General features: G+C 36.9%; 20 protein-coding genes. 9 read left to right on the top strand and 11 right to left on the bottom strand.

The window, feature by feature from the left end:
• Positions 1-3: 3 nt before the first annotated feature.
• Together DVK85_RS06470 and DVK85_RS06465 are read right to left on the bottom strand one after the other, a co-directional pair.
• Complete coding sequence (locus DVK85_RS06470; RefSeq protein ID WP_114677663.1) at positions 4-867, bottom strand: DUF58 domain-containing protein; 864 nt, start codon at positions 865-867, stop codon at positions 4-6.
• A gap of 90 nt (positions 868-957) precedes the next feature.
• Positions 958-1962 carry an AAA family ATPase gene (locus DVK85_RS06465; protein WP_114677662.1) on the bottom strand — a complete coding sequence of 335 codons (1005 nt, stop codon included), beginning with the start codon at positions 1960-1962 and terminating at the stop codon, positions 958-960.
• A 202-nt stretch (positions 1963-2164) separates the two neighbouring features.
• On the opposite strand from DVK85_RS06465, the gene DVK85_RS06460 reads away from it, so the two are divergent.
• The 3 genes from DVK85_RS06460 to DVK85_RS06450 all read left to right on the top strand — a co-directional run bounded on the left by DVK85_RS06460 (position 2165) and on the right by DVK85_RS06450 (position 5010).
• Complete coding sequence (locus DVK85_RS06460) at positions 2165-3034, top strand: aldo/keto reductase (protein ID WP_114677661.1); 870 nt, start codon at positions 2165-2167, stop codon at positions 3032-3034.
• 70 nt (positions 3035-3104) lie between these two features.
• On the top strand, positions 3105-3857 hold the full coding sequence (locus tag DVK85_RS06455; protein WP_114677660.1) for an SDR family NAD(P)-dependent oxidoreductase: 753 nt from the start codon (positions 3105-3107) through the stop codon (positions 3855-3857).
• A 4-nt stretch (positions 3858-3861) separates the two neighbouring features.
• Positions 3862-5010 (top strand): ATP-binding protein, encoded by a 1149-nt coding sequence (locus DVK85_RS06450; RefSeq protein WP_114677659.1) that lies wholly within the window; start codon positions 3862-3864, stop codon positions 5008-5010.
• An 83-nt stretch (positions 5011-5093) separates the two neighbouring features.
• On the opposite strand, the gene DVK85_RS06445 is transcribed toward DVK85_RS06450, so the two are convergent.
• On the bottom strand, positions 5094-5855 hold the full coding sequence (locus DVK85_RS06445) for a hypothetical protein (protein WP_114677658.1): 762 nt from the start codon (positions 5853-5855) through the stop codon (positions 5094-5096).
• A gap of 234 nt (positions 5856-6089) precedes the next feature.
• Positions 6090-8264, bottom strand: a complete 2175-nt coding sequence (locus DVK85_RS06440) for a T9SS-dependent choice-of-anchor J family protein (RefSeq protein WP_114677657.1) — start codon at positions 8262-8264, stop codon at positions 6090-6092.
• Positions 8265-8389: 125 nt separating this feature from the next.
• Here DVK85_RS06440 and DVK85_RS06435 point away from each other — a divergent pair, with 125 nt between their 5' ends.
• Positions 8390-9118: a metallophosphoesterase family protein gene (locus DVK85_RS06435; RefSeq protein ID WP_114677656.1), complete on the top strand. Its 729-nt coding sequence runs from the start codon at positions 8390-8392 to the stop codon at positions 9116-9118.
• 161 nt (positions 9119-9279) lie between these two features.
• On the opposite strand, the gene DVK85_RS06430 is transcribed toward DVK85_RS06435, so the two are convergent.
• From DVK85_RS06430 to DVK85_RS13745, 3 genes are all read right to left on the bottom strand, one after another.
• The gene (locus DVK85_RS06430) at positions 9280-9834 is read right to left on the bottom strand and encodes a hypothetical protein (RefSeq protein ID WP_127960562.1); all 555 of its coding nucleotides are present in this window, start codon (positions 9832-9834) and stop codon (positions 9280-9282) included.
• Positions 9835-9880: 46 nt separating this feature from the next.
• Positions 9881-11278: an RtcB family protein gene (locus DVK85_RS06425; protein ID WP_114677654.1), complete on the bottom strand. Its 1398-nt coding sequence runs from the start codon at positions 11276-11278 to the stop codon at positions 9881-9883.
• A gap of 66 nt (positions 11279-11344) precedes the next feature.
• Positions 11345-12769, bottom strand: coding sequence for a PcfJ domain-containing protein (locus DVK85_RS13745; protein ID WP_114677653.1), 1425 nt, complete (start codon positions 12767-12769; stop codon positions 11345-11347).
• Positions 12770-13408: 639 nt separating this feature from the next.
• Here DVK85_RS13745 and egtB point away from each other — a divergent pair.
• The 3 genes from egtB to DVK85_RS06405 all read left to right on the top strand — a co-directional run bounded on the left by egtB (position 13409) and on the right by DVK85_RS06405 (position 16336).
• Entirely contained in the window at positions 13409-14560 is a 1152-nt protein-coding gene (gene egtB / locus DVK85_RS06415; protein WP_114677652.1) for an ergothioneine biosynthesis protein EgtB, read from the top strand.
• Complete coding sequence (locus DVK85_RS06410) at positions 14560-15525, top strand: L-histidine N(alpha)-methyltransferase (protein ID WP_114677651.1); 966 nt, start codon at positions 14560-14562, stop codon at positions 15523-15525. The genes egtB and DVK85_RS06410 overlap by 1 nt, the downstream gene beginning before the upstream one ends.
• 94 nt (positions 15526-15619) lie before the next feature.
• Positions 15620-16336 carry a CPBP family intramembrane glutamic endopeptidase gene (locus tag DVK85_RS06405; protein ID WP_114677650.1) on the top strand — a complete coding sequence of 239 codons (717 nt, stop codon included), beginning with the start codon at positions 15620-15622 and terminating at the stop codon, positions 16334-16336.
• A gap of 82 nt (positions 16337-16418) precedes the next feature.
• On the opposite strand, the gene amaB is transcribed toward DVK85_RS06405, so the two are convergent.
• The 3 genes from amaB to DVK85_RS06390 form a co-directional block, all read right to left on the bottom strand.
• Positions 16419-17966 (bottom strand): L-piperidine-6-carboxylate dehydrogenase, encoded by a 1548-nt coding sequence (amaB, locus tag DVK85_RS06400; protein WP_114677649.1) that lies wholly within the window; start codon positions 17964-17966, stop codon positions 16419-16421.
• A gap of 155 nt (positions 17967-18121) precedes the next feature.
• Positions 18122-18655 carry a 3-hydroxyanthranilate 3,4-dioxygenase gene (locus DVK85_RS06395; RefSeq protein WP_114677648.1) on the bottom strand — a complete coding sequence of 178 codons (534 nt, stop codon included), beginning with the start codon at positions 18653-18655 and terminating at the stop codon, positions 18122-18124.
• Positions 18656-18741: 86 nt separating this feature from the next.
• The gene (locus DVK85_RS06390) at positions 18742-19833 is read right to left on the bottom strand and encodes an endonuclease/exonuclease/phosphatase family protein (protein ID WP_114677647.1); all 1092 of its coding nucleotides are present in this window, start codon (positions 19831-19833) and stop codon (positions 18742-18744) included.
• 138 nt (positions 19834-19971) lie between these two features.
• On the opposite strand from DVK85_RS06390, the gene DVK85_RS06385 reads away from it, so the two are divergent.
• Together DVK85_RS06385 and DVK85_RS06380 are read left to right on the top strand one after the other, a co-directional pair.
• On the top strand, positions 19972-22773 hold the full coding sequence (locus DVK85_RS06385; protein WP_114677646.1) for a carboxypeptidase regulatory-like domain-containing protein: 2802 nt from the start codon (positions 19972-19974) through the stop codon (positions 22771-22773).
• 17 nt (positions 22774-22790) lie between these two features.
• Positions 22791-24203 carry a DUF5689 domain-containing protein gene (locus DVK85_RS06380; RefSeq protein WP_114677645.1) on the top strand — a complete coding sequence of 471 codons (1413 nt, stop codon included), beginning with the start codon at positions 22791-22793 and terminating at the stop codon, positions 24201-24203.
• 91 nt (positions 24204-24294) lie between these two features.
• Here DVK85_RS06380 and hflX read toward each other — a convergent pair whose 3' ends face one another.
• On the bottom strand, positions 24295-25539 hold the full coding sequence (hflX, locus tag DVK85_RS06375; RefSeq protein ID WP_114677644.1) for a GTPase HflX: 1245 nt from the start codon (positions 25537-25539) through the stop codon (positions 24295-24297).
• Positions 25540-25691 lie beyond the last annotated feature (152 nt).

Raw genomic sequence — 25691 nt, 5'->3', positions numbered from 1 at the left:
ATTTTATCTTGCTTTAAAATAGCCTAGCAACTTGGTTACATACGACTCATCTACCCGCGTGCTTACTGTACCTGCACCACAACGGCTAAAGGTTTCTTTAAAATACTGTACTTTTTCGCGGTAGTATTTTGCATACTGCATTCGCACCGCCTTTGAGCCTGTATTTACAAGTATAGTTTCGCCTGTTTCGGCATCTGCCATATTTACAACGCCCAAATTTGGCATTTCTTCTTCACGACTATCATATACACGCACGCCTGTAATGTCATGACGCTTGGCTGTTATTTTTAGTGTATGTTCATAATCTCCTGCTATAAAATCGGAAATCAAGAAAACAATAGCTTTCTTTTTTTGCACACTCGAAAGAAATTTCAATGCTTGTGCTACATCCGTTTTTTTGCTTTTAGGCGTAAACTCTATAAGCTCGCGAATGATGCGCAACACGTGCGATTTTCCTTTTTTTGGTGGTATGTACAGCTCTATTTGGTCAGAGAAAAGTATCAGCCCTATTTTATCATTATTTTGCGTTGCCGAAAAAGCCATTGTGGCAGCTATCTCGGTAACGATATCTTCTTTAAAGCTGTTTTGTGTACCAAAACTCTCAGAGCCACTCACATCTACCATGAGCATCATAGTAAGCTCGCGCTCTTCTTCAAAAACTTTTATATGAGGTTCGTTATAACGTGCCGTAACATTCCAGTCGATAGCCCGAACGTCGTCGCCAAACTGGTACTGGCGTACCTCGCTAAAGGTCATACCACGCCCCTTAAAGGATGTGTGGTATTCGCCCGAGAAGATGTGATCGCTCAGCCTTCGGGTTTTAATCTCTATTTTACGAACTTTTTTTAGTATCTCTTTTGTATCCATAATTTTAGTCTTAAAGTCTAAAGTATTTAAAGTCGTAAAGTCGGTTTGCTAGTAGCTTTTGACTTTATGACATTCGACTTTTCGGACAAATTAAGGCACTTCTACCTCGTTCACTATTTTGTTTATGATATCTATAGATGTTATGTTTTCGGCTTCAGCTTCATAGGTAATACCTATTCTGTGGCGCAATACATCGTGTACTACGGCTCTTACATCTTCTGGTATTACATAGCCTCTACGCTTGATAAATGCATAACATTTTGCTGCAATGGCAAGATTAATACTACCACGTGGTGATGCCCCAAAACTTATAAGCGGTTTTAGGCTTTCTAGCTTATATTTTTCTGGATAACGGGTTGCAAAGATGAGGTCGAGGATATATTTTTCGATTTTCTCATCCATATATACCTCGCGCACTGCTTCTTGTGCTCTTAGTATCTGATCTATAGACACTACTGGATTTACTTTATCGAAAGCTCCTTTTAGGTTACTACGCATTACAAGGCGTTCGTCTTCGATTTTTGGATAATCAATAACAGCTTTTAGCATAAAACGGTCAACCTGTGCTTCTGGCAGTGGGTAGGTTCCCTCCTGCTCTACAGGGTTCATGGTTGCCATTACCAAGAAAGGTTTTTGGAGCTTAAAGGTTTCTTCGCCTATGGTTACCTGCTTTTCTTGCATTGCCTCTAACAGGGCGCTCTGCACTTTTGCAGGGGCACGGTTTATCTCATCGGCAAGCACGAAGTTGGCAAATATGGGTCCCTTTTTTATGGTGAACTCATTTTGCTTCATGTTATATATCATTGTTCCTACTACATCGGCAGGAAGCAAATCGGGTGTAAATTGAATACGGCTGAAACTACCGTGTACGGCTTGCGAAAGCGTGTTAATAGCAAGGGTTTTTGCCAGTCCTGGCACACCTTCTAGTAGTATATGTCCTTGCCCAAGTAAACCTATAAGCAGGCGTTCTATCATGTACTTTTGACCTACAATTACCTTGTTCATTTCCATAACAAGGAGGTCTATAAAAGCACTCTCCCGCTCTATTTTTTCATTAATTGCCCTAATGTCTAAAGCAGCAGTATTTTCTTCCATAAGTATATCTATTTTGGTGCTGTGAAGTTAATAATGTAAAAGTAACGCTGCAAATGAAAATTTAATATAAAAATCTTGTTAACGACTTGTTAAATGTTAAAGAATGATAACCCACCCCACCCCCATACATCAGTTATTTTTTGCTAATTTTAGCATCGCAATACAATATTGCGCTCTAAAAACCCTAAAAAACAACATTTTAATGGATATTACATTATCGCCTATTATTGCCGGCGCTATGAACTGGGGTGTTTGGAGTAAGAAAATGAGTACTACCGAGATGACCGCCCTTATGTTCTCTTGTCTAGAATATGGCATTACTACCTTTGACCATGCCGATATTTATGGTGGTTATACTACCGAAGCCGAGTTTGGTAAAGCTTTTGCCGAAAGTGGTATTAACCGCGACCAAATACAACTGATATCTAAGTGCGGTATACAACACGTTACAGGTAACCGCGACAACAAGGTAAAGCATTATGATTACTCGAAAGAGTATATTATAAAATCGGTAGAGGGGTCACTAAAAAACCTGCAAACAGATTATCTTGATTTGCTTCTACTGCACCGACCAAGCCCGTTGATGCATCCCGATGAAATTGCAGAAGCTATAGAAAAACTGAAAGCTGATGGTAAGATAAATAGTTTCGGGGTATCGAACTTTACTAATAGCCAGACTGACCTCATCAGTAGCCGTACTGAGGTATCGTATAACCAAATAGAATTTTCGGCTACTCACTTTGAGCCAATGCTCGATGGTTCGCTAGATTATATGATGGTTAACAACATTAAACCACTTGCGTGGAGCCCTCTAGGGCATATTTTTAAAGAGGAAACTAAGCAAACGCAACGCTTAAGGGAGTTGCTTATGGCACTTGTGGTAAAATATGAAGTAACTGTAGATGTACTACTACTCGCTTGGATAATGCAACATCCTTCGGGCATAGTACCCGTTACAGGATCGACCAACCCAAGCCGATTGAAAAACCAAATGAAGGCTACACGACTAACTCTAGAACTCGAAGACTGGTTTGCTATATGGACAGAGAGTATGGGGGATAAAGTGCCTTAATAGCCATAAAGTTTTTAAAGTCTTAAAGTTAAAAGTCGATTGATTTCTAAAAACTAAAAAATCTAAAACAATGAAAACAGCATTAATAACAGGAGCAACGAGTGGTATTGGTAGAGCAACGGCTCGTTATTTTGCAAAAAATAATATCCGATTAATATTGTGTGGTCGTCGTGATGATAGGCTTACAGCACTGCAAGGGGAGTTAAGCAGTTTAACCGCTGTACACACTCTTCTTTTTGATGTAAGAGACAAAAAAGCAGTTGATAATGCTATAGCTTCTATTCCTAAAGAATTTAAAAATATAGATATACTAGTAAACAATGCGGGTAACGCGCATGGGCTAGACCCAATACAAAACGGCGATACTGACGACTGGGATGCTATGATAGACATCAACGTAAAAGGATTGCTCTATGTGTCGAAAGCTATTATACCTAATATGATAGAACGCAAAAGCGGACACATTATTAATATAGGCTCTATAGCAGGAAAAGAGGTGTACCCAAATGGTAATGTATATTGTGCAAGCAAGCACGCCGTAGATGCCATTAATCAAGGGATGCGTATGGACTTGAACCAATATGGTATTCGTGTTGGGGCTATCAACCCAGGCTTGGTTGCCACCGAGTTTAGCGAAGTACGTTTTAAAGGAGATACCGAACGTGCCGATACCGTATATAAAGGCTATGAACCTTTACAACCCGAAGATATTGCCGATGTGATAACCTTTGTTGTAACACGCCCTTATCATGTAAATATAGCCGACCTGATGATACTGCCCACAGCACAAGCAAGTGCTACTATGGTAAAGAAAGACAATTAAGCAAATGATAAACAAACGCTTGCTCATAAAAAACTTACTGGCTCACAATGATGAGAGCAGCTTTTATGACAAAAAGCGTCAGTTGAATTTGCATACTAAAGAGGGTAAGGGAAAGTTTGTAAAACACATTTGTGCACTCTCTAACTCTAACCCTTCTAACAACTCTTATATCGTGGTGGGGGTTGAAGATAAGGATAACGAGATCCGCGGAACTGATTTTTATGATGATAGTCGCATACAAAATTTGGTGAATGCCTACTTAAATAATCCACCCAAAATACAGTATGAAAACGTACCCTTCCCTAACCTACCTAAACACAAGGTAGTAGGACTGGTAACTATTCGCCCTAACAATAAAATATCTTCTTTCAAGAAGTTTATACACAACATTCCTCATGGTGCTGTTTTTATGCGCAGGGGGAGCAACTCTGTACCTGTAGACAGGGATGAGGAAATGAATTATGAAAACACGGCTACAGTTATTGATATCGAGAATAACTCGCGCAATAGTATAGCTTATACACTAGAAGGCGTTATCGATTTTATTAACAACCGCCATAAGGATATGGCATCAGGCTACAAGGTATTTAAAGAATTGTTTGTAGTGTGCTGGGCAGGAAACAAAAAAGTAGTACGAGGAAAAACCTACTATTCGCGTGTAGACATAGAGCTTATTAATGAGCAAGTAAAGCTATTTTATTCTACACTAGATGAGGTACAAATTGAGTATAACGACAGTACATTTTCTATTACCGAGTATGTTTCGCTGGGACTGAATGACAAAACAAGCTATTATCCTTTAGAGAAAGTGAGCATTAATTTTCAGGAGAACGGTTATTATAAAATGGATTCTACACTGCTGTTTGACCCACCACAGTATAACCGCAAAATGATGCATCATATTTATAATGCGAACTTAGCATTAATAAATAAGCTAAATAAAGGCACTTCGCTATCAGAACGAGAAGAGAAAGACCTGCGCAATATGCCACATACGCTCATGATATGCTACCTCAACGGTTTTGATGATGCGCACGAAAGGCTTATTGCTGCCAAACATTTACTAAAAGCTCATCCTGATAAAAGTGCCTATGTTTCTTTTAAAGAGGCAATGCGTGTATTGCGTAAAATGAAGTATAATAAAACAGATTAAGCCAGAACAAATAAATGTTCTGGCTTAATTTTACATCAACTTATCAGTTGATACAACAATATAAATTTACTTAATGTAATAGATTAATTTTCAAGATTATTCCAATAGTTAGAAGAACTTCTTGCTACTGAGAAAGCTGAAAATATAGATCTTTTGTCTGACTGTGTTAACTCATCAGATTGTAAAACCGTTTGAGAGTAGTAATTTAAAATCTGAGAGATTTCATCATCTGACGCTGCTTGAAAGAAAGCTTGTGTAAAAAGAGACATTACCATCTCTGTATTCTCAGAAATCAAACCATTATCCTTATATGTACTGAACAAAAATGAATAATCGTAGTTCATTTCTACATAATTAACTGTAGACCCAATTACTAAATCATTCATGCTTTGAACGTCACTAGAATAATACTGCTGAACTGTTTGATCTCCGTAGTTTTGAACTAAATAATCCTCTATAGGTGTATCTCCCATAAAAACATTTGCTAAGATATCGTTATGCTGTTCACCTATATCAGAATCATCAAAACCTTCGGGAACATTGTACTCAACATTAAAATTAGTATTTATAGGGTCGTTTCCACCACCTGGAGCAGCAGAAGCGGCAGCTCCTGAAGCAGCTCCTGCAATAACAACACCAATAGCAGGACTAAGAAGAGATCCCGCGGCACCACCTGCAAAATCAGCAGCAATTACTCCTAGCACTTTCCAGAACTTACCTTTTTTAGGCATTCCAGAACTTGAGTAGCCTTCAAGACCTTCATTGTAAAATTTAAGGTCATTTTCAATTTTTAAACTTTGACTGGACGTCTCTACATCATTGTTACTTGTTGAACAAGAGAACAAGAAAAACAGGCACAGTGTTGTGCAAATAACTTTTTTCATAATAATAATATTTAGTTGGATTATAATTTCAAATATATAAATAATTACGAAACAAAATATTTATATTTTGTTTTATTTGTTAAAATAAAACATTATTTATAATAGGAATAAATGTTAGTAACAGATAAAACAAATTAAACTCAACAAAAACGGGAACCTCTAGAGGTTCCCGTTTTTTATTATTTAAATAATAAATTACTGCTTTATTAGCTTATAAACGTTTTTACCTACACTCGTTATTATTTCGGTAAAATATAGACCTGAATTTAGACTTTTAACATCTATAGTTGTTGTTTCTGATGTCAGGCACAAACGTCCGTTAATATCATATATCAATACTTTTTGTATAATGCTTTCTGTTTGAATATAAATTTTATCTGTTGCAGGGTTAGGGTATATAAGTATATTGTTTGCTCGATGATTATCAGTATTCATTAGTACATCGTAAAACTCTGAAGTAGCTGTATTAGTAATAATTGCACTATTAAAATCAAAATAAATATCGGCGGTATTGTTTACAATATCTCCTTCTTGAATGGTTGTTATTGGTTTAACTTTATAAATTACATAACCATGACTATTAGGCTCATCAGCTAGACTACTAGGCAAGTTGATATTAGGAAATTGAAATTCTAAGTGTTCGCCCGTGCGTGCTACAGTAAAATTGTGGCTCGAAGCAATCATTTCGAATGTATCACTATCAAAATTAGCATCAAGATCATTTTCTATTTTTATATTTACCGCAGGTGCAGTCCCTAAATTCTGAAAGTTTATGGTGTAATGTACATCCTTAATTTCATCTTCTAATGGTATTAAATCACCTTCGGCAACTACCACACTATTAGGGTCATAAGAGTTTACAAGTGTTTGATTAAGTGTATAATAATTATTTGTCATATCATCATCTGTAGCATTCATACTAGCATAAGCTGTATAAGGTAACTGGTCCCCTACCTCATTTACAGGTGGTTCGAATGCATAAAACTTAACTTCACTAATATTACTCCCAAAAGGAGGTATATCTCCAAGACTAATTAATATTGTATTTTCATCTGTAACGGTGTATGGATTATCTACTTCATTTACTTCTACTCTTTCTTCATCAAAATCGAGTGTTACTGTTACGTTTTCAGCAAGTAGTATACCCATGTTTCTCACCTTTAAAGAATACCTCGGGTAAAAACCTGGTTGTGCACCATTAGTTGGTAAAAAAGTTACTCTTATATCATTTATAGCTTCATCATACTGAGGTACACAAACATCTAGCACATGTTCTATATCAGTCCCTTCAAAAGTTAATATTTCACTCACAACAGGAACATCATCAAAACCTTGTGGTAATAAAGGCTGTAATGTTATACTATTTTGACCTTCGGGAATATTGTATAGTGTATATTCGCCTTCTGCATTAGTATAGGTATAAAATATAAAATCGCCATTAATGTTTACAAGAATCGGAATTGAAGGGATATAATTAGCTTCATCACAGTTATTATCACCATCACTATCATACATTATTGTACCTGTTATTGTATTATCATTAAATATCGTTTCGGTATAAGTAGGTCCCATCCACCAACCAATACTATCATCTGAGCAAATAGCACGCACATATACCTTATATAATTCGTCTTCTACAAGACCAATAAACGTATAAGAAGGTTCTCCCGAAACAACGATACCTTCTTCATCGCCCACAAAAGTTTGATATCCTGGCATAATATAAACCTCCCATTCATCAACTCCTTCTTCTGCTTCCCAACTTGCTGTTGCTATAGAGCCTTCAAAATCAACTGCAATGTTAGTAGGAGGTGCACAATCAACCTCAAAGCTAACATTGTCTATTAGCCATCTATCACCATTATCTGCTATCATTACAAATGCGAAGCGTACCTGTTGCCCTAAATATTCGCTTGGTACATCAACCACTTTCTCGGTGTATGTGGTTTGGTCAGGGTTAATTTCTAACTCTGTCCATTCTTGTAATACAGTATACCCCCCTAAATCAGTAGGGTCTCCAGTAGTAATCATTACTCTATAAATAGAACCTTGATCGCCTCCTAGCGTTAATCTTGAAAAAAAACGAATTTTCTCTGATGCCATCATTTGTGGTGTTACTAACCAATCTTCTGGTATACCTACACCCACGTTTTCTCTACTTAGATAAGCTGCATAACTTCCTTGATAGGGAATTTGAGTAGGTCCTCCTGAAGCTTGATTCCACTGTACTGCAGGACCAATGCTATTATCTAGCACCATCCATCCTGGAGGGGGAAATATACCTGCATCTTCAAAACCCTCAACAGGAGGCTGAGCATTTATTGTAAATGATAATAACAATAATGTTAAATAAAGTAATTTTGTTTTCATAGTTAGATAGTTATTAAGGCACTAAATTTAATATAATTTTAAAACTAAATTCCTTTTATATATGTTAACTTATAGAAAAAAACTATAAGTTTATACTTTTTGATTTTAAACTCAAAAGAACACTTATGAGCAGAACACTCGTTATTGGCGATATACACGGAGCCTATATAGCACTACAACAAATACTAGAACGCGCTACTGTAACCACCAGCGATACTCTTATTTTTCTGGGTGATTATGTAGATGGTTGGAGCCAATCGGCTGAGGTAATTGATTTCCTGATGGAAATAAAACAACAGTATAATAGTATTTTTATGCGAGGTAATCATGACGACTTGCTACTGGACTGGATGAAAACAGGCGAATATAATGAGCAATGGTTTAACCACGGCGGAAAACTAACTACTGAGAAATATAGCTCGGTAATAGGTGATCGAAGAGAGGCTCACGTAGCTTTTTTAGAAAACTTGCAAGATTATCATCATGATAATGATAATAAGCTTTTTTTACATGCAGGTTTTACCAACCAAAACGGTATTAAAGGTGAATATTTCACTCGTATGTTTTACTGGGATAGAACCTTGTGGGAAACAGCGCTCGCACTGGATGAAAGCCTTGAAAAAAATCATCCGCAATACCCAAAACGTTTTACGCACTATAGTGAAATTTTTATAGGGCATACGCCTGTAACTCGCATAGGCGAAACTAAGCCTGTAAATAAAGCAAGTATTTGGAATGTAGATACCGGTGCCGCTTTTAAAGGACCTTTAACTGTTATAGATGCCGATACTAAAGAATATTGGCAAAGCGACCCTGTTTATAAATTATACCCTAACGAAGACGGGAGGAATTAAGTCTTTTTAGATGTCATGCTGAGGAACGAAGCATTTGTAATGAGATTCTTCCTTCGTCAGAATGACAAAATAGTTACTGTAAAAACAGATTGCCACGTCGTTCCTCCTCGCAATGACACATAACAGAGAAATAAAAAAATCCGCCCAATGGGCGGATTTTATCATGATGATTTTTTCTCTTTTTTCTTCTTCTTTTTATTCTTATCATCTTTTTTATTGGATTTTTTAAAGAGTTTCATTTTCTTTTTCACTCTCTTAATATGTTCGTCCATACCATCCATAAACGAGTTATTAAAACATCTCTTTTTTGCATCAATAAAATACTCTATGGCTGTAGTGTACATTTCGAACCTCTCATATAAAATTCCTTTTAAATAAATCATTTGTGCCACATCTATACCTGATACTTTTAAACCTATATCAATAATATTGAGTGCTTCTTCGAGTCTGTTATGGTTTATAAGCAAATTGGCATATTGGTAATATACAGGTGCATAGTTTTTATCAAGGTATAATGTCATCCTGTAGTAATACTCTGCTTGCTCATAATTTTGTAACTGCTCGTTATATATTTGCCCCATAAGGCAGTGTGCACCCGCGTGTTCATCGTCGGCTGCAATTACATATTGTAATTTCTCTATACATTCATGTACATCATAAGGGTAATTATCCTTTGCCTGAATGTACATTACTTCGTAGCTATTAATTCCCATCATTGTTTCTTATTATGCCCTGTACTCTAAAGGTACAGGGCTATTATATTTACTCTTTATCCATCCTAACAATTTTAGGCATAAAAGTACCTACCACGTCTACTAGCTCTGTTTGTTGTGCCATTACCTGTTCGATGTTTTTATATGCCATAGGAGCTTCGTCTAACCCTGCTCCTAAAAGCGTTACACCATGATCGTTAAGCACTGTTTTAAGCTCACTTTTAGTAAACGATTGTTTGGCTTTTGTTCGCGAAAATGCCCTCCCTGCACCATGCGATGCTGAGTTTAACGACAAGTCATTACCTTTACCTTTCACGATATAGCCTGGTGCCGTCATGCTACCAGGTATAATACCTAACACATTTTTTTGTGCTGGTGTTGCTCCTTTACGGTGTACTATTAGCTCTTTACCTTCTACAACTTCTTTCCACGCAAAATTATGATGGTTCTCTACTGTAGTGAGTGGTCGTGTACCTAGTGCTTTGGCTATTCTTTTATGAATATCATGATGGCATGCCGAAGCATAATCGCCCGCAAGATTCATTGCTAACCAGTACTCTTGCCCGTCGTGTGTGTTGAGGTCTAACCATGCTAAATGGCGTGCCTCTTGTGGTAATGGTGTTTGCTTCATGGCTAGGTTGGTATAGTGCTTTGCTATATTAGCTCCCAATCCGCGCGAACCACTATGAGAAAGCACTCCTACGTAACGTCCTTCGGGTAGGTTAAAAACCTCATCGTTTGCTGGTACATCTACAACACCAAACTCTACAAAGTGATTACCGCCACCCGAGCTACCTAATTGTTTGTAAGCTTTATCTTTTAACTTTTTTACAAACGGAATTGTGTTAAACTCGTCACGGTCTAATACCTCATGGTCGTTAAGGTTGTCATGTATTTCTCTACCACCAAATTTGGTATGGTTCCTTAAGATATTTACATACTTGTCTTTACTCCCTTCTAGGTAAGACGGGCTAATATCATAAACACTCAAGCACATTCTGCACCCTATATCTACCCCTACACCATAGGGTATTACAGCATTTTCTGTAGCAAGCACACCGCCTATGGGTAGCCCGTAGCCCGAATGTCCGTCGGGCATTAATGCACCACTATGTGCAATGGGTAATTTTAGAGCAGTATATAATTGCTCTTTTGCCACATCGGCAATACCATTTTCTCCAAAAATGGTATGGGGTGCACGTGTTGCATTCAGCTTTTGTGCTTCTTTCTTTTTATCGCTTAATAATGCTTCGACTGTTTTACCAAACACGCCATCGCCCATAAATTTTTCGGGATTAGCAAGTACTTCTTTTAATAGTACTAACACCCGTTCTTTAGTTTCCCTTTTATAGTGTGCAAGCATGCTTTCCATAGCGATGCTTATTGCTTTGTTTTGCGGGAATCCTATTGCTATGAGGTCTTTACCTCTTAATTTTAATTTTGCCATTATTTTAATTTTTGTTTTGTAAAAACAGGGCAGGCAAGCTGCCCTGTTTTCTCTTTATACTACATATTATGTAAGCATCCATCTAAAGACTAACATCATAAAGATCACGCTCAATATTATGTATAGTATTATTTTACCTATAAGTAACAACGCTTCAGTACCATCATTATCTTCTTGGCGATACCTTGGTGGTACATAATACCTCTCATCAATAGCCACACGTGGCATTTGCCTAGGAAGCTGAATTGCAGGTTGCGGTGCTGGGTTTACTGGTGGCTCATAAAAACCATCATAATACTCATATTCAGGTTTAAGTTTTTCTTTTGCAGCCCACTCCATTATCAGCTTATCCTGAGTTTGGGTAGGCATTTCGTTATACTTACCTTTTGCCTCTACAATTTCCCTACTAGCGGGGCTAACTTCTATAGTTACCATCCTTTCGAATTCGGCTGCGCCTATCGCATATTTTCTCAAAGAGAATATAGCGGTAGAACCATTGGCACAATCATAGGTATAATCTGCTACGCAGTGGCTCATTTCATAACCTTCTTCATACAATTGTACAGAGTTAATAAGCTGTATTATATAGTACGTTACCTCATCTTCTTCTTTGTAAAAATCGGCTATAGCAACTCGCTTCCATTGTTCATAACCTTCGGCATCGCGCTTTTTCGCCATTTCAGTATGCCACTCTTCGGCTTGCCTTAGCAATGCTTCCCACGTTCTACCTTTCATATCCATATTGGGCTGTTGGGCTCTAAACATTTCAAGGTATTCAAGTACTACTTGTAATTTATCAATCGTTACATCTTCGTTTACTTTTACTACAAAGTGTACTACTGTTGACCAGAAATACTCAGCCTCGAAGCTGTCTGCCAATGCCGACCATGCTATAACATCGGCTCTTTTGGCTGTTGCGCCATAACCTAATGCCTGTGCCCTGCGTATGGCTTGTGCTACAGTATAGGTGGCTGGTGTAAGCCTAAAGGCGTGTGCCATCTTGTTCGTAAACGCTACAGGAAAACCGCTAAGCGTTAAAACGCTATCGCCCCTACCCAACTGTACATACCAGTACATATGAATTTTATTATCGGAAGCAAACACGTTCTCCAAAAACTCTGGTGTAGGGTATTTGGCAAAACAGTGTTTTATAAGCGATGCCAACTGCTCTTCGGGCACAAAGCTTTCTTTTTCCCAGCCTTGTATATCCTTTACCGTTTTATCGCCAAAGCTGCTTATGTTTGCCAATACCGCTATATAATCGGGGCTTCTTAGAATTGTAAAACAGCTTTCGTTATACAGATGCAATAACAACATACGGAAGGTATCGCGTTTCCATAAGTGATTTTTGGCACTCATTTGTGCAAAATGTGTAGTGATAACACTTTCTAACGTACCTCTATTACCTTGCAATTCTTGCTCTTTGCCATAAGCCCTATCCACCATAGCGGTGAAAGAGGATGTATTCATTGTTGTTATTTGCGGTTCCATAACGTTGCTGTTTTGTGGTTACACTTGCTCTAAGTGAAGCCTGATGTTTGTTTTATCATTTAATTATTTATCGTTCTTTTGTTCGCTTTTTTCCATAAAAAAAGCCCAGCTCTATAATAGAACCGGGCTTTGCTAAATGCAAAGGCATTATCCCTCCTTTCAACAGGGAATGTACGGTTCATGGCATATACGTTCTAGTCCAAATTGTGGACTGTCGCATAACTGAATATGTGTGTTACGATATACTATTATCATATATTTTGGGTATAAAAAAACCCAGAGCTTTCTCAAGTCTGGGTTTATATATTTTTAAAATAGATAGCTATCTAAAACTCCTATTATCTATAAAACCCAACTTGAATGCAGGAATACGATCGTCTGCAATATTAAGTTGATATGTGGTTTTTATAAATAACATGATTTCTATCTTTTTGTTTTTCTGTAATTATTTCGCTGCAAATGTAAAGTAAAATATTAATAATGCAAATGATTACCACTATTTGTAATAAATCTAATTATTTATACAGCAGGCTATTATCTAGACCATTTTAAAAATGTTATTTTTTGGTTAAAAAAAGCCTGAAAAAGGCAAGCAGTAAGCATTATTTGTAAATTAGTAATTATTACATTAATAAAAAAATGACTACTCTTTTAGAAAAATACCATGCCGTAAGGCACCATACCGAAAAAATATGCAGCCTGCTACATACCGAAGATTATGTACCACAGCCTGCTGCTTTTGTGAGTCCGCCCAAATGGCACTTGGCACACAGTTCATGGTTTTTTGAGCAGTTTATATTAAAGCAATATCTTGATGACTATAAGGTATATAACGAGGACTTCTGCTTTCTGTTTAACAGCTATTACAACAACATAGGTAACAGAACTTTTAGAGCCGATAGAGGCGCTATAACCCGCCCAGGTGTGGCAGATGTATATGCTTACCGCAAGTATGTAGATATGCATATGGAACTGGTACTACAACTAAAGGACAACGAAGTACACACCCTTGCCGAACTGGGGCTTAACCACGAACAGCAACACCAAGAGTTACTGCTTACCGATATAAAATATATACTGGGCTGCAACCCTACTTTCCCCGTTTATAATGAAGACATTGAGTGGGAAAACCAGAAAAATGAAAATAATGGTTTTATAACCATACCCGAAGGAATATATGAAATAGGCTTTAACGGCGAAGGTTTTAGTTATGATAACGAGCATGGAAGGCACAAAGTTTACTTGAATGAATATGAAATTGCTAATGCGCTTGTAACTAATGCCGAGTATATGGAGTTTATAGAGGCAGGTGGTTATAATGATTTTAACTACTGGCTAGACGAAGGCTGGGCATGGGTAACGCAAAACGATATAAAAGCTCCCCTATATTGGCACAAAATTGATGGTAAGTGGCAACACTTTACCATGAATGGGCTACAGAAAGTAAACCCCAATGCTATAGTAACCCACATTAGTTTTTTTGAAGCATCGGCATATGCCGAGTGGAAAAGTATGCGCCTACCTACCGAACAGGAATGGGAAACAGCATCTAACAAAATAGACTGGGGTAAACGCTGGGAGTGGACAAATAGTGCCTACCTGCCTTACCCATACTACAATAAGCCCGATGGTGCCGTGGGCGAGTATAACGGCAAATTTATGATTAACCAAATGGTGCTTCGTGGTGCTTCGTGTGCTACAAGCCACGAGCATAGCAGACACACCTACCGCAACTTTTTTCATGCAGAAGAAAGATGGCAGTTTAACGGCATTCGCCTTGTAAAAAAATAATGGATACAACTGATAACACAACATCAAACATAACCTCGTTTGCAGCAGATGTAAAAGAGGGTTTAACAGCAAAAGAAAAACACTTATCGTCTAAATATTTTTATGACGATAACGGGAGTCGTATTTTTATGGAAATCATGAAGATGCCCGAATATTACCCTACTAATTGCGAGTTCGAAATACTATCGCAACAATCAGGAGATATACTAGACAAGCTACCTTTTAAAGGGAAATTCAACATTGTAGAGTTTGGCAGCGGCGATGGCATGAAAACCAAGCAATTATTAAGCGCCTTTATGGATAAAGGGGCTGACTTTACCTACATTCCTATAGATATTTCGCAAGAGGCTATAGATGCCCTCGAAAAGAATATTACCGATGCATTACCAAATATTACTATGAAGCCTAAAACGGGTGATTACTTTGAGGTATTGGGCGAGCTTACCAAAAGCAGTACGCCTAACCTTTTCTTGTTTTTAGGAGGCAATATTGGTAACTACCCTCGTGAGGATGCACTAGACTTGCTCAAAAAGTTTAATGCAGGTATGAAAACGGGAGATATGCTGCTTATGGGCATGGACTTGAAAAAGAATCCGCGTATTATACAAAAAGCGTATGACGACCCACATGGCATTACCAAGGCATTTAACATGAACTTACTTAGCAGAATTAACAGCGAACTAGATGCCGATATTAAACTTGATCAGTTTGACTTTTATAGTAATTACAGTCCTAAAAACGGGCAGGTAAACAGCTTTTTGGTAAGCCTAAAACAGCAACAGTTTTATAGCAAGGTATTAGATACTACATTCTATTTTGAAAGGGATGAACTGATATGGACAGAGCTTTCTAAAAAATACAGCTTTGATGAGATTAATGAACTGGCAGAAAGTGCAGGCTTTAGTGTAGCCCATAACTTTTTGGACTGTAAGCATTATTTTACTGATAGTTTGTGGAGGAAATAGTACTTATATAGAATCACCTTACAGGGTAATTAAAATATTACCCCTGTAACCTTTTATTAAAAACGTCGTCATATAGGCAGTTAAAAACAATTATATGCCTATTGAACAAAAAGGAGATGCTAATGGTTTAACAAAACCAGCTAATCGTCTAGGAATTCTATTCGACCTAACTATCTACATATCAATAATGTTTCTGATAAGGGAACTCTATTTTCCAAAGGTTGGTTTTATTATAAATGGGCTTTTTTGGTCGCTTTCAACTTTAATTATTGCTACTTGGAGAATGAAAGCTCGCAATGTATCGTGGAAAGATTTAGGGTTACGAAAGCCAGAGAGCATAAAAAAAACGTTATTAACTTCTGCCGGAATTTTAGCAGCTACTATTGTATCAATATTATTTTTTCAGATTGTAAAGGATCACTTACCTTTTTCTTTCGAGTCAAATAATTATTCTGAAAATTCAACTTCTAAGTTTGGGGAGTTAAAAGGGAATTGGTTGCTTTTCTTCGCAATTATGCCAGCAGTTTTACTTGAATCGATGCTAGAAGAATTATTAGACCGAGGATTTTTAATAAATTGGTTTGAAAAGTTATTTTCGCAAACCTCTATAGCTACAATTCTTGCTGTGGTTTTACAAGCTGCAATTTTTGGATTCAGACATTCATATGATTTATCAGAAAGATCTATTACAGTAGGACTTATTGGTTTAGTTATGGGAATAGCCTATGTAAAATTTGGGCGAAATTTATGGGCATTAATTATTGCCCACTGTATACTAAACACAATGTCTATGATAGACAGGGTACAGTAATATATAAAAACAAAAACCGCTTCAGTTTCCTGAAGCGGTTTTTTTATAAACACTTTATAAAGTAAGATTGAATTCTTAACGATTATATATCAAAACTAATACCTTGTGCTAATGGTAGCTCAGTACCATAGTTAATTGTATTGGTTTGTCTTCTCATGTACGCTTTCCAAGCATCAGAGCCACTTTCGCGACCGCCGCCTGTTTCTTTTTCTCCACCAAAAGCACCACCAATTTCTGCACCCGATGTACCGATGTTTACATTAGCAATACCACAGTCTGAACCTGCTTGAGAAAGGAATAATTCCATTTCTCTCATGCTGTTTGTAAATAATGCAGATGAAAGTCCTTGTGGTACATCATTTTGCATTGCGATAGCATCTTCTAGGTTGCTGTACTTCATGATATAAAGTACTGGTGCAAATGTTTCGTGCTGTACTATCTCGAAGTTATTTTTTGCCTCTATGATACATGGTTTAACGTAACAACCACTTTCGTAGCCTTCGCCTTCCATAACACCACCTTCTACAATTACTTTACCACCTTCAGCTTTTGCTTTCTCGATAGCGTTTAGGTAATTGTTTACAGAGTCTTTATCAATAAGTGGTCCTACGTGATTGTTACTATCTAATGGGTTACCAATTTTTAGTTGAGCATAAGCACTTTTAAGCACCTCTACTGTTTTATCATACATACTTTCGTGAATGATAAGTCTTCTTGTAGATGTACAACGTTGTCCTGCTGTACCCACTGCACCAAATACAGCACCTACTAGTACCATACTCAAATCAGCATGTTCTGATACTATAATAGCGTTGTTACCACCAAGCTCAAGGATAGTGTTACCAAAACGCTCGGCAACAGTTTTAGATACGTGGCGTCCTACTCGTGTAGAACCTGTAAACGATACTAATGGTAAACGCTTATCGTTGTTCATAAGGTCGCCATTTTCTCTACCGTTTATCAAGCAACTAACACCTTCTGGTATATCGTTTCTTTCTAATACACTTTGTATAATGTTTTGGCAAGCTATACCACATAATGGTGCTTTTTCACTTGGTTTCCAGATACAAACATCGCCACATACCCAAGCCAACATTGCATTCCAGCTCCATACTGCAACTGGGAAGTTGAATGCAGATATGATACCTACAATACCTACTGGGTGGTACTGCTCGTACATACGGTGCATTGGACGTTCACTGTGCATAGTAAGCCCGTAAAGCTGACGTGATAAACCTACTGCAAAATCACAGATGTCTATCATTTCTTGTACTTCTCCAAGACCTTCTTGTAGGCTTTTACCCATTTCATAAGAAACAAGTTGTCCTAGTGGTTCTTTATATTTGCGTAGCTCATCACCCATTTGGCGTACTATTTCACCCCTTTTTGGTGCGGGTACAAGTCTCCAGCTTTTAAAAGCTTCGCTTGCTTTTTCCATAGCTGCTTCATAATCTTCTTTGGTAGAAGCCTGTACTTTGGCTATAAGTGTACCGTCTACTGGTGAGTATGATTCTATAATTTCACCGTTAGCAAAACTGTTGCTTCCTGTAGATGTACCTTTGTTTACTTCCTGTATGCCTAGTTTAGACAAGGCTTCTTGAATACCAAACTGATCGGTTAATGTTGCCATATTTTAACTTTTTTGCTGTTTATTGTTATATCATACAAATATAATTCTTTTTTGCTGTTTTGATAATTTTGAGCTGCTTATCATATTAATAAATGTTTATTATGCAATAATAGCTAGGGTAAGCCTAACGATTCTCAGCAAAAACAACACTATTATTATTTCACAAACTTGGGGTCGGCTTCCATAACAGTACCGCAACTTTCGCAAGTTCGTAATGCTTCAGAGTTATAAAAATGTTCAAAGTGGGGCAGGAAGTCTTTTTCTATATCGTGCAACTCAAAATATACTTCGTGCAGCTTGTGGTTGCAGTTTTCGCAATGCCACAGCAACCCGTCGGTAAATCCTTTGCCTGCTCTTACGCGCTCTACTACGAGCCCTATAGAGTTTTCACCTCTAACGGGTGAGTGGGGTACTTTTGCCGGATGCAGGTACATATCGCCTGCTGTAAGTTCCATTTCCTTTCGTTCGCCTTCGTCCTGTACAATAACTTTTATTGTACCTTCCAGTTGGTAAAAAAGTTCTTCGGTTTCGTTATAATGATAGTCTTTTCGGGCATTAGGACCTGCTACTACCATTACTATATAATCGTCAGACAGCGGATATATGTTTTTGTTGCCTACGGGTGGTTTTAATAAATGGCGGTTATCTTCTATCCATTTATTAAGGTTAAAAGGTTGTGCTATTGCCATGCTAATATGCTTTAAAAATTTGTACTAAAGGTACTAAATAAAAAAGGTTAGCCGAAGCTAACCTTTATATAAAAACCTACATGATTTTACATTTCTTTTATCAAGTAAATATATGACGGAAAGTGGTCACTATAGCCTGGTACTCCGTTCCAGTTACGTTTTGGATACCCCTTATAACGTCCTGAATCTTGCATTAGGTATGACTTGTTGAAAACACCTGCTTTCCAGAAAGAAAAACTTGAATAATCTTTACGAATAAATGGTTCTGATATTATAATTTGATCAAAAAGATCCCATGCATCGCGGTAAGCTAGTGTACCTATACCTCTATCTGCCATTTCTTCCATTGGGTTATAAAGCCCTTGCTTGCTTACATCTTCTTTTTTTGCTTTTGCACCCAATACTTTTTTTACACTCTTATTATAAGGACCATCATTAAGGTCGCCCATAGTAATAATTTTGGCATTAGGGTTAATACTATATAACGAATCTATTATTTTTTTGTTTAGCGCTGCTGCAGCTTCTCTAAACGGGCTACTTCTCTTTTCGCCTCCAGATCGTGATGGCCAGTGATTAACTATAATATTGATTTCTTCACCTTCAAGTAAGCCTGTTACTAATAACTGGTCACGAGTAAATACTCTACCAGAATCGTCAGCTTCCATTTTATCATCGGTTTTCTCTTCATCTTTCTTAACTTTACCTTTAGCACTATCTTTATATATTATAAGCGGTATATTTTTGTAACTTGTAGGTACAAAATATTGTTTTTGGTAAAGCAGCCCTACATCTATTCCTCTTTTATCTGGAGAGTCAAAATGTATAATGCCATAGTTTTTACCCGCTAGCGCAGGTTCTTTAACAAGATCTTCGAGTACGCCTCTGTTCTCTACTTCGGCAACACCTAGGATTGTAGGCGTGTTAGGATTGTTGGCAGTACCTATATCTGAAATTACCTTAGAAAGATTTTGTAACTTTTTATGATATTTCTCAAGTGTCCAGTTGGTAGTACTGGTTGGTAGCCACTCCTCATCATTTATCTCGGGGTCATTAGTTGTATCAAAAAGATTCTCGCAATTATAGAAAGCAATAGTGTGCACTTTATATTTTTTGTCTTGCGCTACGGCAGCAAAAATTGAGAATAGTACAACGAAAAGAGTAACTGATTTTTTAATCATTTTATAACAAATATTAATTTAACGTCAAATTTTATAACAAAACAGATGCCAAAAGTAGTTATTATTTTTAAATGCTGTACATTTGCGCCCGTTAAGAAATATTTAACTTAGCAGAATAGAAACAATTTAATTTTATCTATGAAAAAACTAGTATTCAGCCTTTTAGTAGTTATGCAGGTTATGGTCGCATGGTCACAGCAAGTTGCATCTGTAAAAGGTACAGTAGTCGATTCTAAATCGCAAGACCCTATGCAAAACGTTACAGCAACGTTGCAGGGCATAAACCAAACAGTATTAACAAATGCAGAAGGTGTGTTTGTTTTTGAAAGTGTTATTGAAGGAAACCTAACAGTAACTATTGCTACTACAGGCTTTTCGTCTAAAACACTTAACATTCAAGTAAAGCAAGGTGAAACACTTGACCTTGGAGTAATTATGTTGGAAGACGATATTACTACAGAACAGCAATTAAGCCTAATTACACTTACTGAAAATGACTTGGGCGATGACAACGGAGGATCTGAAAGTACAGCCGGTTTGCTGCAAGCATCTAGAGATGCATTTATGCAAGCTGCTGCTTACAACTTTGGTCAGGCTCGTTTTAGAGTGAGAGGTCTTGACAATGAGTATGGAAAGACAATGATAAACGGTGTACCAATGGACAAAATGTATGATGGTAGACCACAATGGAGTAACTGGGGTGGTCTTAATGATGCTACCCGTAATCAGGAATTTACAATAGGTTCTGATGCTTCTGATTATACTTTTGGTAGCATACTAGGTACTCAGGAGATAAACACAAGAGCATCTAATTACAGACCTGGTACTAGAATTTCACTTTCGGGTACTAATACTAACTATAGCTGGAGAACTATGGCTACTCATGCATCTGGTATGAGTTCTGAAGGTTGGGCTTATGTTATTTCGGGGTCTAGAAGATGGGCTACAGAAGGTTACTTTGAAGGTACTGACTATGATGCTAACTCTTTATTTGTGAGTCTTGAAAAGAAAATAAACGACAAACATAGCCTTAACTTTACCAGTATTTATGCGCAAAACAAGCGTGGTAAATCGGCTCCTAACACACAAGAGGTTGTAGACCTTGCTGGTGAAAAATATAACTCTTACTGGGGATGGCAAGATGGTAAAAAAAGAAATTCTCGTGATAAGGACGTAGAAGAGCCTATATTTATGCTTAGCCATTACTGGCAAATAACCGATGCTACATCGCTTAACACTAACATTGCTTACCAGTTTGGTAAAATAGGTAACAGTAGACTAGATTTTAACTATACTAGAAATCCAGACCCTACTTATTACAGAAATCTACCTAGCTACTATACTACGCAACACGATTTTGATACAGGTGAGTACCTTGGCGATAGCCCTGATAACATAAGAGATGCAGGTCTTGCTAAAACAAGTTTCCTTGCTAACAGACAAATAGACTGGGATAAACTTTATGAAAATAACCTAGAGAATGGCGAGAGTCTTGCTGTATTGTATGAAGACAGAAGAGATGATAATATGTTTACGGCTAACTCTATACTAAACTCACGCCTTACAGATAACATTATACTTAATGCAGGTGTAACGTATAGAAAATTAGAGTCGCACAACTTCCAAAATCTATTAGACCTTCTTGGTGGTACTGGTTACCTTGATATTGATCCATTCCTTTTTGGAGATGCAAGACAAACAGACCTTAACAACCCAAACAGAGTTGTAGGTGTAAATGATAAATTTGGCTATAACTATAAGCTACATGCCGATGTTATTGATGCTTTTACACAATTTAAGTTTACTTATGGTAAAGCAGATTTTTATCTTTCTCAAAACTTCTCGAGATCACAATATCAAAGAGAAGGGCTTTACAAAAATGGTAACTATGCAGATAACTCATTTGGTAAAAGTGACAAGAAAGAGTTTAACAACTTTGGCTTTAAAGGAGGCTTTACATACAAAATTACAGGTCGCCATATATTAGACTTCAACGGTTTGTATATGACAAAAGCTCCTACATTAAGAAACTCTTTCCCTAATGCTAGGTTAAATAACAACTTTGTAGATGGACTTGAGAATGAGAAAATAATGGGTGGTGATTTGAGTTATATAATAAGGGCTCCAAATCTTAAAGCACGTTTTACAGCATATTATTCTAAAATTACCGATGCTACAGATATAGGTTTCTACTTTACAGAAGGTCTTGGAGTACTTACTTCAGATGGAACTCAAATATCTGAAAACGGAAATGCATTTGTATCTGAAACAGTAACTGGTCTTGACAGAGTAAATATGGGTACTGAACTTAGTTTAGAATACAAAGTTACAGCTACCATTACAGCTACTGCTGTTGCTGCTTATGGGCAATATACTTATGATAGCAACCCGAATGTAAAACTAAATGTAGATAATATTCGTTCTACTGTAGACTTTGGTCGTGCTACCTTAAAAGATTATAAGCAACCAGGTATGCCACAACAAGCTTACTCTTTCCAACTTGAGTACAGAGACCCGCACTACTGGTGGGTTGGGGCTAGTGTAAACTACCTTGCTGATAGTTATGTAGATATTTCTCCGTTATTAAGAACAGATAACTTCTTTATTAATAATGAAGATGCTAACGGTTTCCCTTTCCCAGAAGCTACAGAAGAAGGAGCAAGAGAATTGCTAAAGCAAGAAAAACTTGACCCTGCAACGCTTATTAACCTAAAAGGTGGTAAGTCTTGGAGAATAAGTTATGGTAAAACAATTGGTGTTTTTGTGAGTGTTAACAATGTTTTTGATTTTTCATACAAAACAGGTGGATTTGAGCAAGCAAGAAATGCTAACTACAGACAACTTAGCCAAGATTTGGCAGGACCTACACGTTCTTTTGGTACTAAATATTTTTACGGTTACGGAAGAAACTATTTCGTAAACCTATACTTAAACTTCTAAATTAAAATAAAATTAATATGAAAACAAATTTTGTAAAATCGATTTTAATCATGGCAATGGCAGCAGGTTCTCTTACCAGCTGTGTTAATGACGATGACTACTCTGTTCCTACACTAGAGTGTAACGAACCTAGTATGACAGCTACTAAAACTGTACAAGATATATATAACCAAGCTACTGATGCAGCAGTATTATATACAAGTGCAGATGAGAACAACCCTGATGTTATAGAGGCTGTAGTAGTATCTAGCGACAAAGGTGGTAACTTCTACAAAACAATATACCTTAACAACATTGTTACTGGCGAAAATGGCGAACAGTATGCAGGAGAAATAGGTTTCTCTTTACAAATAAACCAATCTGACTTGTTTACTGATTATGGTTTAGGAAGAAAAGTTTACATTAGCCTTGATGGTCTTTATACACAAATAAGAAGCAACACTTTACAAATAGGTGCGCTTTATAATGGTAACATTGGGCAAATACCTGCTGAGCTTTATGAAAGCTACATTACAAGGTCTTGTACTATAATTCCTGAAGAAAACCTTATTAACACTATCTCTGATCTTAGTGAAGTTAACGATAGCTACTTAGGAAGACTTATTAAATTTCAAGGAGTACAGTTTACAGATGCTTCGCTTAACCAAACTTACTTTAACGCAAGTAACGTAGATGGTGGCGGACAAACACTTACTTACATTACAGACTCTGAAGAAGAAACATTAACCGTTCCTTTTAGAACTAGTGAATATGCTGATTATGCAGGTATAATGATACCTTCTAACAGTGGTACAATAACAGGTATACTTACTAAATTTAGTACTACTTACCAGTTTGTATCTCGTTATGAAGCAGACCTTAACCTTACAGAAGAAAGAATAGGTGGCGAGCCTGTAGATCCAGGAACACCGTTCTTTACAGAAGATTTCCAGTCTGCAGAAAACAACACTACTTTTAACTTTGATGGATGGTATAACATTATAGAAGAAGGTAACTGGGGATGGAGCGAAAAAGTATATGAAGAAAATGGATATGCTGAATTTAGTTCTTTCGGATCTGGTAGCGATATTAACGCAGCGTGGTTAATAACTCCTGTAATAGATCTTGATGCTAATACTAATGTAACAATGCAGTTTGAAACAGCACAACACCACCTTGACGTTGATGCTGATGGTAACAAACTTGAAGTATTTGTTATTACAAACTTTGATGGTACTGATATAGCTGGTGCTACTGTGGTTAATATCACAAGCCAAGTAGATTTACCTACATCAACAACTAGCTGGTATGAGTTTGTTAACTCTGGAGTGGTTAACCTTTCAGGTTATACAGGTCAAATACACATCGGTTTCAAATACACTGGTTCTGGTGTAGATGAAGATCTTGATGGTGCATTCCAAATAGACAACGTAGTGTTTAGCGGAAACTAATCTGTTAAATATACATCATATAAAAAGCGGGACATTTTACAATGTCCCGCTTTTGTTTATATTACTTTTTCAAGTATTTAATATAATCTTACTATTCCTCTTCACTATCCTCTTTCTCAACAGCCATATTGTCTTTATATTCTGGATATAAAAAGTTGTTATAAGGAAAGCGTGTAATATGTATTTCTCTTACTGCTTGGTATACCTTTTCGCGAAACTCCTCGAAGTTTTCTTTATTTACTGCCGATATAAATAATGCATTGTGCTCTCCTACATTTGCCATCCAAGTAGATTTCCACTCTTCTAGCGTATAATGTCGTGATGTCTTTTCGGTAATCAAGTCATCCTCATCAATAGTTAATGGCTTGTAAGCATCAATTTTATTAAAAACCATAATAGTCTGTTTATCTATACAGCCTATATCTTGCAATATATTATTTACCGATGCGATGTGGTCTTCAAAATCAGCATGCGAAATATCTACAACATGCAGCAGCAAGTCAGCCTCACGCACTTCATCTAATGTACTTTTAAACGATTCTATAAGCTGGGTAGGTAGTTTTCTAATAAACCCTACGGTATCTGACAGTAAAAACGGAAGGTTTTTTATTACCACTTTACGCACTGTGGTATCTAATGTTGCAAAAAGTTTATTTTCTACAAAAACCTCACTTTTACTTATAACATTCATTAAAGTAGATTTCCCCACATTAGTGTATCCTACCAGTGCTACACGAACCAGCGCGCCACGATTGCTGCGCTGTACAGACATTTGCTTGTCTATAGTCTTAATTTTATCTTTTAGTAACGCAATCCTATCGCGCACAATACGTCTATCAGTTTCAATTTCCGTTTCACCAGGACCACGCATACCAATACCCCCACGTTGTCGTTCAAGGTGTGTCCACATACCACTAAGGCGTGGCAATAAATATTGGCATTGTGCCAGCTCTACCTGTGTACGTGCATAAGATGTTTCGGCACGTTGTGCAAAAATATCAAGAATAAGATTTGTTCTATCCAGTACTTTACAGTCTAGTATCTTATTTAAATTTTTTTGCTGAGCAGGTGTCAACTCATCATCAAAAATAATAGTCTTAATATCATTTTCTTTTATATAAAGATGAATTTGCTCTATTTTACCCGTGCCTAAAAAGGTTTTGGGGTTAGGGCGTTCCATCTTTTGAGAGAATCGTTTTACTACTTCACCTCCGGCGGTAAAAGTTAAAAACTCTAGTTCATCAAGGTACTCTGACAGCTTTTCTTCATCTTGCTCCTGTGTTATAACTCCTGCAATAACTGTCTTTTCGAAATTTATAATTTCTTTTTCAAGCATAATTTTTATGTATATCACAAATTTACAAAAAAAAACAAGGTTTTTTTTAAGTATTCAAACTATACACTTTTTTTGGTTTTCTTATGTTAAATTTAAATAAAATGTTACGCATAAGTTATATTTTTTTAAATTTGAGGATTAAATTTAGCTAA

This window comes from Flavobacterium arcticum (assembly GCF_003344925.1).
In the GTDB taxonomy this organism is placed as follows: Bacteria; Bacteroidota; Bacteroidia; order Flavobacteriales; family Flavobacteriaceae; genus Flavobacterium; species Flavobacterium arcticum.
The sequence above is the reverse complement of the archived record's forward strand: the minus strand, read 5'-3'. Positions and strand labels throughout refer to the sequence as shown.

Bases quoted from the DNA above. Each gene is read 5' to 3' on its own strand.
- DVK85_RS06435 (WP_114677656.1), top strand. From the start codon at position 8,390: ATGAGCAGAACACTCGTTATTGGCGATATACACGGAGCCTATATAGCA.
- DVK85_RS06385 (WP_114677646.1), top strand. From the start codon at position 19,972: ATGAAAAAACTAGTATTCAGCCTTTTAGTAGTTATGCAGGTTATGGTC.
- DVK85_RS06405 (WP_114677650.1), top strand. From the start codon at position 15,620: ATGCCTATTGAACAAAAAGGAGATGCTAATGGTTTAACAAAACCAGCT.
- DVK85_RS06450 (WP_114677659.1), top strand. From the start codon at position 3,862: ATGATAAACAAACGCTTGCTCATAAAAAACTTACTGGCTCACAATGAT.
- DVK85_RS06455 (WP_114677660.1), top strand. From the start codon at position 3,105: ATGAAAACAGCATTAATAACAGGAGCAACGAGTGGTATTGGTAGAGCA.
- DVK85_RS06395 (WP_114677648.1), bottom strand. From the start codon at position 18,655: ATGGCAATAGCACAACCTTTTAACCTTAATAAATGGATAGAAGATAAC.
- DVK85_RS06380 (WP_114677645.1), top strand. From the start codon at position 22,791: ATGAAAACAAATTTTGTAAAATCGATTTTAATCATGGCAATGGCAGCA.
- DVK85_RS06430 (WP_127960562.1), bottom strand. From the start codon at position 9,834: ATGATGGGAATTAATAGCTACGAAGTAATGTACATTCAGGCAAAGGAT.
- DVK85_RS06410 (WP_114677651.1), top strand. From the start codon at position 14,560: ATGGATACAACTGATAACACAACATCAAACATAACCTCGTTTGCAGCA.
- hflX (WP_114677644.1), bottom strand. From the start codon at position 25,539: ATGCTTGAAAAAGAAATTATAAATTTCGAAAAGACAGTTATTGCAGGA.
- DVK85_RS06460 (WP_114677661.1), top strand. From the start codon at position 2,165: ATGGATATTACATTATCGCCTATTATTGCCGGCGCTATGAACTGGGGT.
- DVK85_RS13745 (WP_114677653.1), bottom strand. From the start codon at position 12,769: ATGGAACCGCAAATAACAACAATGAATACATCCTCTTTCACCGCTATG.
- egtB (WP_114677652.1), top strand. From the start codon at position 13,409: ATGACTACTCTTTTAGAAAAATACCATGCCGTAAGGCACCATACCGAA.
- DVK85_RS06440 (WP_114677657.1), bottom strand. From the start codon at position 8,264: ATGAAAACAAAATTACTTTATTTAACATTATTGTTATTATCATTTACA.
- amaB (WP_114677649.1), bottom strand. From the start codon at position 17,966: ATGGCAACATTAACCGATCAGTTTGGTATTCAAGAAGCCTTGTCTAAA.
- DVK85_RS06465 (WP_114677662.1), bottom strand. From the start codon at position 1,962: ATGGAAGAAAATACTGCTGCTTTAGACATTAGGGCAATTAATGAAAAA.
- DVK85_RS06470 (WP_114677663.1), bottom strand. From the start codon at position 867: ATGGATACAAAAGAGATACTAAAAAAAGTTCGTAAAATAGAGATTAAA.
- DVK85_RS06390 (WP_114677647.1), bottom strand. From the start codon at position 19,833: ATGATTAAAAAATCAGTTACTCTTTTCGTTGTACTATTCTCAATTTTT.
- DVK85_RS06425 (WP_114677654.1), bottom strand. From the start codon at position 11,278: ATGGCAAAATTAAAATTAAGAGGTAAAGACCTCATAGCAATAGGATTC.